This is a genomic window from Aphanizomenon sp. CS-733/32, assembly GCF_028330045.1.
Taxonomy (GTDB): domain Bacteria; phylum Cyanobacteriota; class Cyanobacteriia; order Cyanobacteriales; family Nostocaceae; genus Dolichospermum; species Dolichospermum gracile.
The window spans coordinates 1-12,676 of record NZ_JAQMSE010000222.1 but is presented as its reverse complement, the minus strand read 5'-3'; the positions used below and the strand labels follow the sequence as shown (position 1 = coordinate 12,676).

Annotated in this window: 10 protein-coding genes and 1 tRNA gene; 10 read left to right on the top strand and 1 reads right to left on the bottom strand. The window is 39.3% G+C overall.

What is annotated here, in order from left to right; all coding sequences use genetic code 11:
* Nucleotides 1–169 precede the first annotated feature (169 nt).
* The 6 genes from PN471_RS18525 (at nucleotide 170) to PN471_RS18500 (ending at nucleotide 7,474) form a co-directional block, all read left to right on the top strand.
* Nucleotides 170–1,363: an NAD(P)/FAD-dependent oxidoreductase gene (locus tag PN471_RS18525; protein ID WP_271778092.1), complete on the top strand. Its 1,194-nt coding sequence runs from the start codon at nucleotides 170–172 to the stop codon at nucleotides 1,361–1,363.
* A gap of 113 nt (nucleotides 1,364–1,476) precedes the next feature.
* Nucleotides 1,477–2,130, top strand: coding sequence for an HAD-IA family hydrolase (locus tag PN471_RS18520; protein ID WP_193895217.1), 654 nt, complete (start codon nucleotides 1,477–1,479; stop codon nucleotides 2,128–2,130).
* Nucleotides 2,131–2,409: 279 nt separating this feature from the next.
* Nucleotides 2,410–3,222 (top strand): carbon-nitrogen hydrolase family protein, encoded by an 813-nt coding sequence (locus PN471_RS18515; RefSeq protein WP_193895248.1) that lies wholly within the window; start codon nucleotides 2,410–2,412, stop codon nucleotides 3,220–3,222.
* A 136-nt stretch (nucleotides 3,223–3,358) separates the two neighbouring features.
* Nucleotides 3,359–3,430: transfer RNA gene (locus tag PN471_RS18510), tRNA-Gln, on the top strand.
* A gap of 563 nt (nucleotides 3,431–3,993) precedes the next feature.
* The gene (locus PN471_RS18505; RefSeq protein WP_271778091.1) at nucleotides 3,994–6,204 is read left to right on the top strand and encodes a GumC family protein; all 2,211 of its coding nucleotides are present in this window, start codon (nucleotides 3,994–3,996) and stop codon (nucleotides 6,202–6,204) included.
* A 124-nt stretch (nucleotides 6,205–6,328) separates the two neighbouring features.
* Nucleotides 6,329–7,474: a SpoIID/LytB domain-containing protein gene (locus PN471_RS18500; RefSeq protein ID WP_271778090.1), complete on the top strand. Its 1,146-nt coding sequence runs from the start codon at nucleotides 6,329–6,331 to the stop codon at nucleotides 7,472–7,474.
* Nucleotides 7,475–7,615: 141 nt separating this feature from the next.
* Here the strand turns inward: PN471_RS18500 and PN471_RS18495 are convergent, their stop codons facing one another.
* Entirely contained in the window at nucleotides 7,616–8,875 is a 1,260-nt protein-coding gene (locus PN471_RS18495; protein ID WP_271778089.1) for a hypothetical protein, read from the bottom strand.
* A 131-nt stretch (nucleotides 8,876–9,006) separates the two neighbouring features.
* Between PN471_RS18495 and PN471_RS18490 the strand changes: the two genes are divergently transcribed.
* The 4 genes from PN471_RS18490 to era all read left to right on the top strand — a co-directional run bounded on the left by PN471_RS18490 (nucleotide 9,007) and on the right by era (nucleotide 12,245).
* On the top strand, nucleotides 9,007–9,483 hold the full coding sequence (locus PN471_RS18490; protein ID WP_271778088.1) for a hypothetical protein: 477 nt from the start codon (nucleotides 9,007–9,009) through the stop codon (nucleotides 9,481–9,483).
* Between the two features lie 177 nt (nucleotides 9,484–9,660).
* Nucleotides 9,661–9,930, top strand: coding sequence for a 30S ribosomal protein S15 (rpsO, locus tag PN471_RS18485; protein ID WP_271778087.1), 270 nt, complete (start codon nucleotides 9,661–9,663; stop codon nucleotides 9,928–9,930).
* A gap of 12 nt (nucleotides 9,931–9,942) precedes the next feature.
* Nucleotides 9,943–10,413 carry a PAM68 family protein gene (locus PN471_RS18480; protein WP_193895205.1) on the top strand — a complete coding sequence of 157 codons (471 nt, stop codon included), beginning with the start codon at nucleotides 9,943–9,945 and terminating at the stop codon, nucleotides 10,411–10,413.
* An 857-nt stretch (nucleotides 10,414–11,270) separates the two neighbouring features.
* A complete protein-coding gene (gene era / locus PN471_RS18475; RefSeq protein ID WP_271778086.1) occupies nucleotides 11,271–12,245 on the top strand; it encodes a GTPase Era in 975 nt (324 codons plus the stop codon).
* Nucleotides 12,246–12,676: the final 431 nt, after the last annotated feature.

Here is a 12,676-nt window from a genome sequence, read left to right as displayed (position 1 = left end):
TCTATTAATTCATCTGCGTTTATTTGCGTTTATCTGCGCTTAAATCTTGATTCTTCAAGCCTGATTTGCATAAAGGCAAGTATCAGGATTGTTGATTAATGGCAAGAAACCGTAATAAAACATTACACTAAAATAAACATCTGACTGGGATTTAGCGGCTAAAAAAATTATGACTCAAGCAACTACAAAAATTTGTATACTAGGTGGTGGCTTTGGTGGACTCTACACCGCCCTGCGTTTAAGCCAATTACCCTGGGAATCTACACCCAAACCTGAGATTATTTTAGTAGATCAGAGCGATCGCTTTGTCTTTTCTCCCCTGCTTTACGAACTCCTCACTAGAGAACTCCAAACCTGGGAAATCGCCCCACCATACTCAGAACTACTACAAGCAACCGGAATCCAGTTCCACCAAGCGTCCGTTTCCACAATAGACATTAACAAGCAAACAGTTCAATTACAAGATGAATCAGAACTAAATTATGACCGCTTAGTCTTAGCATTAGGTGGCGAAACACCCCTAGATTTAGTTCCCGGTGCTGTCACTCATGCTTACCCCTTCCGTACTATCACAGATGCCTACAAATTAGAAGAACGTTTGCGAACTCTCGAAGCAGCAAAGCCAGAAAAAATCCGTGTTGCCATAGTTGGTGCGGGTTACAGCGGCGTAGAATTAGCTTGTAAACTAGCAGACAGAATCGGCGAAAAAGGACGTTTTCGCCTCATTGAACTCAGCGACCAAATTCTCCGCACTTCCCCAGAATTTAACCGTGAAGCCGCCAAAAAAGCCTTAGATAGTAAAGGGGTATTTATTGACCTAGAAACTAAAGTAGCAGCAATTAATCAAGATAGCATCTCCCTAGAGTATAAAAATCAAGTAGATACCATACCCGTAGATTTAGTCATTTGGACAGTGGGAACAAAAGTTTCTCCAGTTGTCACAGCCTTACCCCTCAAGCAAAATCAACGCGGACAAATTACTACCACACCGCAATTACAGGCGCTAGAACATCCTGAAATCTTTGCTTTAGGAGATTTAGCCGACTGTCTCGACGCAGAAGGAAAACAAGTCCCCGCCACCGCCCAAGTCGCCTTTCAACAAGCTGATTATACCGCTTGGAATATCTGGGCTACGATTACTAATCGTCCTTTACTTCCCTTCCGCTATCAACCATTAGGAGAAATGATGGCTTTAGGAATAGATAACGCCACCCTGACAGGTTTAGGTGTGCAATTAGATGGTTCTTTTGCATATTTAGCCCGTCGGCTGGCCTATCTGTATCGTTTACCCACGTTAAATCATCAATTGAAAGTCGGTTTTAATTGGTTAGTTAGCCCCATAATAGAAGCCATTTCTAAGTAATTATAGATCCCCGACTTCTTGGAAAAGCCGGGGATCTATAACGGTAAACTAGACAAATTCAGATATTATTACTATGTATTTAATAACTACTGCGAACTAAAGTATTAATTATTATGAGAAAGCCCCAAGTTATCTTTGTAGATGCTGTTGGTACATTGTTTGGGATTAAAGGTAGTGTTGGGGAAATTTACCGACAAATCGCCCAAGAATTTGGTGTAGAAGTCTCTGCCCAAATTTTAGATCAAAACTTTGTCAAAAGCTTCAAAGCCTCACCACCACCAATATTCCTGGATGCAGATATCAAAGATATTCCCCAGCGTGAATATGATTGGTGGCGGATAATTGCCTTAAATACCTTTGAAGGTGCGGGTGTTCTCCAAGAATTTACCGATTTTACCGCTTTTTTTACCGAACTTTATATCCACTTTGGGACTCCTGAACCTTGGTATGTTTATCCTGATGTCACTCTAGCTTTAATGAACTGGCGACGCTTAGGAGTTGAATTAGGAGTATTATCTAATTTTGACTCTCGTTTATATTTAGTATTGCAAGGTTTAGGACTCAGAGAATATTTTTCTTCTATTACCATTTCCACTCAAGTTCGTGCCGCTAAACCAGATCCAGAAATATTTAAAATTGCTTTAAACAAGCATAAATGTTCACCTGAAGCAGCATGGCACATTGGTGACAGCATAACAGACGATTATTATGGGGCTAAATCGGCAGGAATCAGAGGCGTTTGGATTAACCGTAATCCTGCTGTTTAATTACGTAATTATACTGTATGGGTTGATGGTGTAAATTTCCTGGGAAAAATTGCATATAATGAAGACGCTTGAGTGACTTGCTTGACCAAGGAGCAAAATTGAGCGTGAGCGAAATTAACAATGTTGGTCGGTGAGGAATAAACACTTTCTTGATTTTTTGCCAATATTTGAGATAATTTTGAACAATAGATGTAACTCAACTAAATGCACAAATGGAATGATATGAGGATATATTTAGATATCTATAATTTTCTCAATCTACCGTTTGTTCTTGAATCTATGAAGTCTTATTTAGCCGCCGCTATTCAAATGACCAGTGTGCCTGATTTACAAAGAAATTTGGCACAAGCAGAAGAATTAATTGATTTGGCTGTGCGTCAAGGTGCAGAGTTGGTGGGTTTACCAGAAAATTTCTCTTTTATGGGGGAAGAAAAGGATAAACTAGCTCAAAGAGATGCGATCGCTCAAGCAACGGAAACATTTCTCCACAAAATGGCACAACGCTTTCAAGTTACCATTCTCGGCGGCGGCTTCCCTATCCCTGTAAATAGTAACGGTAAAGTTTATAATACAGCATTACTGATCAATGCCAACGGTCAAGAACTCGCCCGTTACCAAAAAGTCCATTTATTTGATGTCAATGTCCCTGATGGTAATACCTATCAAGAATCCAGCACCGTCATGGCTGGACTTGAATTACCTCCCGTTTATGCTTCCCCGGACTTAGGGAAAATCGGCCTTTCTATTTGCTATGATGTTCGCTTTCCCGAACTGTACCGACATTTATCCAATCAAGGCGCAGATATTTTATTTGTTCCCGCAGCCTTTACAGCTTTTACTGGTAAAGACCATTGGCAAGTATTACTCCAATCTAGGGCGATAGAAAATACCTGTTACGTTATTGCTCCCGCCCAAACTGGTACTAATTATGACCGCCGCCAAACTCATGGACACGCCATGATTATTGACCCTTGGGGTGTCATTTTAGCAGATGCCGGGGAAAAACCGGGAGTGGCGATCGCCGAAATCAAACCCACCCGACTAGAACAAGTTCGTCGCCAAATGCCATCCCTACAGCATCGCGTATTTTAACCACACCCCGGCAGATCCCCGCTTGAAGAAGTCGGGGATCTATTTGGGATCTATTTCCTAAGTCAGCAAAAATTTTTTTTCCTAAACACTTGACATCATCTCAATATAACTGCTATATTCTCTATAGTGAATTTGTTGGGGCGTAGCCAAGTGGTAAGGCAGTGGGTTTTGGTCCCGCCATCCCTAGGTTCGAATCCTAGCGCCCCAGTTATACGGAAAGCAAGCTGTTAAAGCTTGCTTTTTTGTTTTATTTATTAATCCCCTAAAATTCTCCCTCTGGTAAACACGACATAAATAGGGGTTGCTGAAAAAGTTGTCTGTGAGGGGAGGTGATAGGTGCTACGCCAAAACCTTTGACTAGGAAAATTCAGGAATCAAACCGGAGTCCACCTGAGTTCGGTGTTAGGAGCTTCTCCTTCGGAGAGGCTACGCGAACGGAGTTATGATTTTTTTCAACGAGATCATCAGGGTTTGAGACTCATATTTAGGACAGTTTTCCAAAAATTATCTTATGTCGAACTCAGGTGAGTCCTATAAATATTTCCACAATATTTGCAGAAAATTTATGTTCCTCACACTGATTAGACATATACCTGTTGGAAGGTATTAACCAAGAACTACTTGCTGAATATTTTCTGTTAAGTATATCTGTAATCATAGGAAGAATAAGTATTGATTATTCACCAGAAAACATTGAGTATCAAAGAATATCTCTAAAAGTTTTCTAATCATCATCTTCTTCCAGATATATTGTTGCAATTTGAGAGGAATATGATTGTGGCTACAAATGTGATAACATTGAAAAAATTACTTACTAAGTCTACACATAGCGTAATTGATCTCAAAAAAATAATTCCAATTCTACTTTACCACCGTTGGTTGATACTAGGGATTTCCTGTGCAGTCATGTCAGTAACAAGTCTGATAGCTGTCACTACTAAACCAACTTATCAAAGCTATATGCAAATATTGGTAAGTTATAATTTAGATAAATCTTTAGCAAATAGTAAAATCGAAGAGATAACAAAAGACTTACGTAAACCGCAGTTATTATCCATTGACTACAGTAGTCAAGTTAAATTAATGCTGAGTAGTAAATTAATACAGAAAGCTGTAAATTTACTTCATGCCGATTATCCAAAAATGACCGTAGAAGATATTTATAGTAACAGCAAAATTGATAAAGTTTCATCTTTAGCACTAACTCCGTTACCATTAGATACAGGAGCTAATCAAAGTTTTAACCAAGTATTTTTACTCTCTTTTACAGACAAAGATCCCCTCAGGACTAAAAGAGTATTACAAGCTTTAGAGAAAGTATACCAGGACTATAATACAGATCAAAAAAATCAGCGGATTAATCAAGGACTAGTTTTTGTTAATAACCATATCCCGCAACTGCAAAAAGATGTATTAAAAGCCGAGAAAAAATTAGAACAATTTCGTCAACAAAATAATTTAATTGATCCAGTTCCACAAAGTCAAATCTTATTACAGTCTTTAGCAGATATTCAGAAACAGCGGCAAACAACTCGCGCTCAATTGCAAGATGTCCAGACTAGACATAACAGCCTAGAACAAGCAATTGAGTCTGCCAATCAAAATACAATAAATATTAATAATTCCTTGGAGTCCAACCAATATCAAACCTTAATTAGTGAAGTTAATCAAACAGAAAAAGCATTAATGGAAGCTCGTATTATTTATACGGAAAAACATCCTATTGTCCAACGTCTGAAGCAGAAACGGCAAATTATTAGTACACTATTCCAACAACAAATAAAAAATAAAGCTATTACTATCAATAGTAAATCAAAATTATCATCACAAATAATACCGAAAGTAGAAAATGATTTAACTCAATTAAAAATGAACGCATTAGGACTAATTGCTCGTGATCGTGATTTGGCAAAATCCGAACAAGAAATTCGTTCTTTGCTGAATACATATCCAAGTTTAATTACAGAATACAAGAGGTTAGTCACCAAGGTAGAAACCTATCGTAAAACACTGCAACAATTGACGCAGGTGCAAAATTCATTAGGTATTAAAATTGCTCAAGAAGGTTTTAATTGGCAAATTTTAGAAGAACCCGCGTTAGGAATACATATAGGTAATTTACGCTGGTTACTAATTTTTGGAGGAATATTAATAGGTCCAATATTGGGTTTAACAGCAGCCTTAATTTGGGAAAAATTTAATAATGCAATTTTCTATACTCAGGATTTACAAAATTTGACCAATATTCAGTTATTGGGGTCAGTACCAAGATTAGGAAAACGTCAAAATAGTTGGAAAAACCAACTTCAATCTATGGTTAGAGATAAATCTAAAAGTGTAGATATTTCTCATCCAGAAATTATCAAAAATTTGCCGAATCATAAAACATTAGATATTATTTACCAGAATATTCAGATGTTAAATAATTCTCTACCTTTAAAATCATTGATGTTAACTTCTGCACTCCCAGGAGAAGGGAAAACAACTTTGGCTTTAGGGTTAGGAGCTAGTGCGGCTAGAATGCACCAAAGAGTATTAATAATTGACGCTAATTTGCGTTCTCCCAGTTTACATAAAACTCTAGAGCTGACCAATGATTGGGGTTTATCCTTATTACTGGTTGATGATATCAATACATCATTTAATACTTACATTCAGCCTATCCACCCAGCTATTGATGTTTTAACGGCTGGTCCCATCCCAGAGGATGCAGTGAATCTACTGAGTTCCGAGCGAATGCAAGAATTAATGGATTTATTTACCCAAAATTATGATTTAGTCTTAATAGATGCACCCTCTGTTTTAGATACAGTTGATGGCAGAATTGTGGCTTCTTTATGTAATGGGATTGTTATGGTAGGACGGATTGGTAAAGTTACTCCCCATAAATTGATGGAAGCTACAGAAATTTTAAGCAAGTTAAATTTAATTGGCATTGTTGGTAATGAAGTTTATGATTATCCCCAAATATTGACACCTTGAAAAGAGGAGTCAGGAGTTTAGAAGAAGAAAGAACAAAGAAAATTACCCAGTTTCCAGTTCTCAGTCTGTCTGTTCAGAGAATTGCTGAACTAGAATAGTAGACGCTTGTGATCAAACAATTAGCATGAAATTCCAACTTTTATTAGGCAATTTGTTTTCTGAGATGAAAAGTAGACATTGGTGGATAGGTATCCTGATCTGGTTTGTATTACTTGCTCCTGCACAAGCATCTGTAATTCTGCGTGTGGCAATTGAAAGAGAAGTTAAACAGGTAAAAGTCGGTGCTTCCACAACCGCTATTGTCAAAGATATTAGTGGTAAGACTCTTGGAGAACTACCGGGAATGAGTGCCTTTGCGGCTCAAGCAGTTCCTGGGGGAGTAGCTTTAGATAGATGGCAATCCGGGTTATTTTGGATAGAACCCACCAAGAAAGGATATGTTTATATTGGCGATCGCTGGTTTCGTGGTAGAACCTTAGTAGTCCCCACAGCCAATGGTTTAACCGCTGTCAACTGGGTAGATTTAGAAGAATATCTCTACAGCGTCATTGGTGGAGAAATGAACACTAGCTGGCCACAGGAAGCCCTCAACGCCCAAGCCATAGCCGCCCGTACCTATGCCCTCTATGAACGCGAAAGACAGCGGGGAAATCCCGTTTACGACTTAGGAGATAGTCCAGACCGTTGGCAAATTTACAAAGGTGTCAGTAGTGAATCCCCCAAAACCTACAGCGCGGCAGACACCACCGCCGGCAAAGTCCTCACCTACAACAACCAAATCATTCTTTCCGTCTTTCATGCTTGTTCCGGTGGACACACGGAAAACGTTGAAGATGTTTGGACTAGCAAAGAACCTTACCTACGGGCTGTTCCCGACTTTGATCAAAATATCAAAGAATGTAACTGGGTAAAAACCTTTACCCCCGGAGAAATTAGCACCAGAATTTCCGGTGTCGGTAATGTCAAAGACATGATCATCGAAACTCTCTCACCATTTAAAAGTGTCAAATCCTTAAAAATTATTGGTGATAAAGGGACTAAAATTCTCCAAGGTGAAGAAGTGAGAACCGCACTCAGAATTAAAAGTACCCGTTTTATTGTTAATAAAGACGCAAATGGCGGTTTTGTTCTCCAAGGACTAGGTTTTGGACACGGTGTAGGAATGAGTCAGTGGGGAGCTTACGAACTAGCAAAACGTGGTGCAAACCACCTGCAAATTTTAGGATACTACTACAAAGGAGTAGCCCTGACACCTATTCAAGCAAAGTAGCAGAAGAAGGAGTCAGGAGTCAGGAGTCAGGAGTCAGGAGTCAGGAGAAATAAAGAAGGAGTCAGGAGGAAAGAAGAAAGAAGCAAATTTCTCTTCTGTTCCCTGTTCCCTCCCTGTTCCCTGTTCCCTGTTCCCTGTTCCCTATTCCCCATTCCCTATTTGCTTATTCTTAAATTCCTGTTCCAGTAAATCTGTATCTGTGGAATAAACAGCATCTTCCTTACCAATCACTTTTTCTGTGGCAAATTCATGAGCAAAAGCAATCTTTTTCTGTAAAGAAGCATTCGCACCCGCTAATAATCTAGCCCGTTCTTGGCGTTGAAGATTGCGAGTAGAAATCTGATCATTGCGTCGCTTAATCCAAAAATACCGAACTAAAGGAATAGCGAGAAACCCCGTGCCATAAGCCAATAACAATCCATAAATACCCTGCACAAAAGCCACCAATCCGCCAATTTGAGCCGCAATTGTGCCATTTCTTAATAAATTACCTAGAATTAAAGCTCCAACAAAATTCACCCCTCCTAAACCAGCACTGAGCATAATTTGTCCAGAACTAGCCGCACTAAAATTCCAGGAAAATTCATGCAAATATTCAGATATAGAGCGCCGCTGTTTTTTACTAGCTCTTACCTGTAACTCTGGGAAATAATAGACTATTTGACCATCAGCACTCACCTGGGGCATTCCATTGAACCTTACCAGCACAGGCAACATATAATCCTCATATTCTTGTTGATATTTTTCGCCAACATCATCCAAATAAGGAGCAATTTGTTCTGCAACCACAGCACCTTGATTATTACTAATTACAGCCCCAATTTCTTCCCAACGGCGTTCTTCCAAACTGGCATTAGGATCACCATCACCAAACAGAAATGAAAACACAGCTTCAAAAAAATTCATTTCATTACCTTCGCCCCGTTCCCTCCGTCTTTCTTGCCGGGTATCACCATAATTGGGGCTAAAATACCAGAATAAATCCGGGAAAAAGAAGAAATTATTACCTCTAGAACTACTGCGATCATCATCATCCCGATTTGAACTAGCAGTCATAATAATGATAATAGTTACAGTAATCAGTAAGATAGAAGCAACTAACAGAATGCCAAAAGAAATCCGAATTAGATAAAATAACACAGACCAAACTCTTTTCCACCATTCCTGCAACCGTATTTGCAAATATTTATTGCGTAAAATATCCCGAAAATTGCGAGGAAATTGATAAACAACATCACCTGATTCTGCAACCTGTAAATGTCCCCCAGCATCAGCCGCTATGGCTAATAAACTTTGATTGACCTCAGCTATATTTAATCCTATCTGGGTGGCTACATCACCAACCGTGACTCGGTAGCCTAGTTGTTCTACAGAACGCATAATAGCGGGATTGGGAGTCATAAATCTTCCCTTTTGTTATATTTTGGTTTACCTTTATTCAGTATAATTGAAGCTAAATTTCTTTTCATTGCAGTTCTTAATTACAATCATACTTTTCACAAATTAGCTAGATAGGACTTATATATACACCTATGGTTCAATACAGCCTCGCTCAAAGCCCAGAAATTATCCTGACAGTTCCTGGTAAAGATTCCGCTAAAGCCCGTGATAAAGCAATGGATCAGCTAATGGAACTCATGGACGCGGGTGAACTACCAACGGAACTAGAAGAAGGATTTGGTCCGCAACAATTAATTGAGGTGAAAGAACCAACCACAGATACTTCTAGTCGTGAAGATGAAATTACCCAAGCAGTGCAAATTCTCAGTAATTTAGCTTCCCTGAAGTTAAAAGTCCAAGAATCACGCACTGAAGCCTTAGAAATTCGTCAAGGTATTGATGTGCTATTTTCCGATAAATCTGTCACCGAGGAAGAAATTACCCATCTCAAAGAAGGTTTTAAAGTCCTGAAAAATTTTGCTCAAGCTAATTTGCGTTACCAGGAAGCGAGAGGAAAGGCAGAACAAGCTAGACAAGTTTTAGATCAGGCTCTCAAATCGCCTGAATAATGAGTAATGGGTAATGAGTAATTGCTAATTGCTAATTGCTAATTGCTAATGGGAAAATTCTTTCCCCCTGCCCCCTGCCCCCTGCCCCCTGCTCAGGAATTTGCCACAAGAATTGATGGGTGTGATATTATGGGAAACTGCTACACAAATTTAAAAACAATCACAATTTAACCGATCATGGCTCTGACGCAACAGCGCAAACAAGAAATCATTTCTGGATATCAAGTTCATGAAACCGACACAGGTTCGGCCGATGTTCAAGTTGCAATGCTAACTGACCGCATTAACCGCCTCAGTCAACATTTGCAAGCTAATAAAAAAGACCATTCCTCCCGTAGAGGACTATTGAAGATGATTGGCCAAAGAAAGCGTCTTCTAGCTTATATCCAAGCAGGTAGTCAAGAAAAATATAAAGCTTTAATTACTCGTCTTGGTATTCGAGGTTAGGAACTAATTCTTATGGCTGCTGAAGAATCGGAACGTAGTCCCTTGCCTTTTGAACCAAACAAAAAACGTCCAAAACCTGCTAAGACTAAAGTTAAGCCCGTCCTCAAGACCGAAGGGACTCAGGAAAAACCGCAACAGCAACGTCGTTATTCTAAACAAGAAATGGCGATTCCTGAAGTGGTCAGTCAACGCATGATTCGCCGAGTGGCTGGGTTTTGTGGTGTCCCCACATTTTTAGGTATTGCCAGTTTGGTAGTTAGCTATCTGCTAGTTACCTTGGCTGATATCCAACTTCCCCCTATCGCCGTTTTATTGGTGAATATGGGATTGTTTGGTTTAGGTGTGTTGGGAATTACCTATGGTGTTCTTTCCGCCTCTTGGGATGAAGAAAAACCGGGAACTTTTTTGGGTTTGGATGAATTTAGCACTAACTGGGGAAGGATGACCGAAGTTTGGCGTGAGACCCAGAAAAAGAACGTCTAACAAGCAGCGTCCAGGTAATAACTGTATGTGGGGTAAGTTGGAAAATGATTGTTAAAGTGGAATTTTGACCGCTTTAACTTCAAGTTTAAAAAACTATATTTTTCTGGTTTATACCCAATATTCAGCCAAAAATACCTGGCGCTATATTTTTACTTATATGACTATACTATCGCCTAGATCCCCGACTTCACAGAGGATACTGCTGGCGAATAGGGGGTCACACCCCCTAGTACCGCAGGGCGGAAGTCAAAAGTCAAAAGTCAAAACGAAGACAGTATAGGCTTTTTAACGATTTAGAATGGTTGGTTTATTTACGCCGTGTTGTACTAGTAAGATGAAGATAAATAAATAAGAAGATACCTGAAAATGAGTATCTTCTGAGGTGGGTTTATGACAATCAAGTTTCTTTAGTAGGTCCTGCGGCGGTGGATACTAGTTGGCAAGCCAAAATGAAAACAGGTTTTGATGTTAGCACTTTTATTATTGATTGGGACAAACAAGTGGCAATATGCCCTCAAGGAAATTTGAATCGGCTGTGATTTTGGGATATTTTTTTTAATTGGAAGTCTCTTAAGCCTTTTTTGCCCAAAATTCTGCTGATCATGTACACTTTCTTGTACTTTGGTCTAAAATTGTCATACTCAAAAAAGAAAAAAGTGCGCTTTTTTTAGCACACTTTTTTGAAATTACTTAATTATTACTTTCTGAGGGGTATGACCCCCTATTCGCCAGCAGTATCCTCTCAGAAGTCGGGGATCTATAGTCCTTTCCATAAATATGCAATAATTAATATATTTCTATTCTTCAAGAGATTTTCCGTCAAAATCAAAATAATCTATTAGTCATAACTGTAAAAAATGCAAGTAGAATCACAAGTCTCTGATATTGATAATAATATTTTTACTGATTTCGGTGGGGTCATGATTCCCGAAGCACCGGATGGATTTAAATCAGGTTTTATTGGCATTATCGGCCGGACTAATGTGGGTAAATCCACCCTGATGAATGAATTAGTTGGGCAAAAAATAGCTATTACTTCCCCCGTATCCCAAACTACTCGCAATCGCTTAAAGGGAATTTTAACTACGGAAACAGCCCAGTTGATTTTTGTGGATACCCCCGGTATTCATAAACCTCATCATCAATTAGGGGAAGTGTTGGTAAAAAATGCGAAAATTGCTATTGACTCGGTAGATGTGATATTATTTGTGGTTGATGGTACTGTTGCTTGTGGTCCAGGCGATCGCTATGTGGCAGAATTACTAATTAATACTCAAACACCTGTAATTTTGGGAATTAATAAAATTGATCAACAACTAGAGGATGCTGAAAAAATAGATGATAGTTATCTTCAATTAGCTGATACCTATCAATGGCAAAGTGTGAAATTTTCTGCTAAAACCGGCGCAGAATTATTACAACTCCAAGGTCTATTAATTAGTCATCTCGAACCAGGTCCATTTTATTATCCACCGGATTTAGTCACAGACCAGCCAGAACGGTTTATCATGGGTGAATTAATTCGAGAACAAATATTATTATTAACCCGTCAAGAAGTTCCCCACTCCGTAGCCATAGGGATTGATTTAGTCGAAGAAGCTCCAAAAATTACCCGTGTTCTCGCCACCGTTCATGTTGAGAGAGATTCTCAAAAAGGTATTCTTATTGGTAAAGGGGGGACAATGCTCAAGGCTATTGGTAGTGAAGCTAGACAGCAAATTCAAAAGCTAATTGCTGGGAAAGTTTATCTAGAATTATTTGTCAAAGTCCAGCCCAAATGGCGACATTCACGGGTGCGTTTAGCAGAACTAGGTTATCGCGTCGAAGAATAAACTAGGAAGTAGGGGCGCAGGGCCAGCGCTCAGTACAGCACGGCGTAAATAAAACAACCATTCTTCATCACTAAAAAGCTGATGCCACCTGAGTTCGACATAACGATAATTTGTGGAAAACTCACCCCACGTAGGAGTCTCAAGCCCTTATTCTCTCCTTGAAAAAATCATAACTCCGTTCGCGTAGCGTCTCCGAACTCCTAACTCAGGTGATGCCAGATTATTTTTGACTTTTGACCTCCGCCTTGCGGTACTAGTGTTGTTCATATTTTTGATTTCTACCGTTCAAGGTGACGTACTCCACACACTCCTTTTCAGGTGAGTGTGGGCTTCTCAGTGACTCCTCTATGAGGACATTAACTGAGCTTTAAGACCGTGCGCCCCACGGTTCTTTGGTTTTGAGATTTGTTTTTTGTTTTGTAGGCTGCATT

Coding starts and splice junctions, on each gene's coding strand:
- PN471_RS18525 (WP_271778092.1), top strand. CDS start 170: ATGACTCAAGCAACTACAAAAATTTGTATACTAGGTGGTGGCTTTGGT.
- PN471_RS18520 (WP_193895217.1), top strand. CDS start 1,477: ATGAGAAAGCCCCAAGTTATCTTTGTAGATGCTGTTGGTACATTGTTT.
- PN471_RS18515 (WP_193895248.1), top strand. CDS start 2,410: ATGAAGTCTTATTTAGCCGCCGCTATTCAAATGACCAGTGTGCCTGAT.
- PN471_RS18505 (WP_271778091.1), top strand. CDS start 3,994: ATGATTGTGGCTACAAATGTGATAACATTGAAAAAATTACTTACTAAG.
- PN471_RS18500 (WP_271778090.1), top strand. CDS start 6,329: ATGAAATTCCAACTTTTATTAGGCAATTTGTTTTCTGAGATGAAAAGT.
- PN471_RS18495 (WP_271778089.1), bottom strand. CDS start 8,875: ATGACTCCCAATCCCGCTATTATGCGTTCTGTAGAACAACTAGGCTAC.
- PN471_RS18490 (WP_271778088.1), top strand. CDS start 9,007: ATGGTTCAATACAGCCTCGCTCAAAGCCCAGAAATTATCCTGACAGTT.
- rpsO (WP_271778087.1), top strand. CDS start 9,661: ATGGCTCTGACGCAACAGCGCAAACAAGAAATCATTTCTGGATATCAA.
- PN471_RS18480 (WP_193895205.1), top strand. CDS start 9,943: ATGGCTGCTGAAGAATCGGAACGTAGTCCCTTGCCTTTTGAACCAAAC.
- era (WP_271778086.1), top strand. CDS start 11,271: ATGCAAGTAGAATCACAAGTCTCTGATATTGATAATAATATTTTTACT.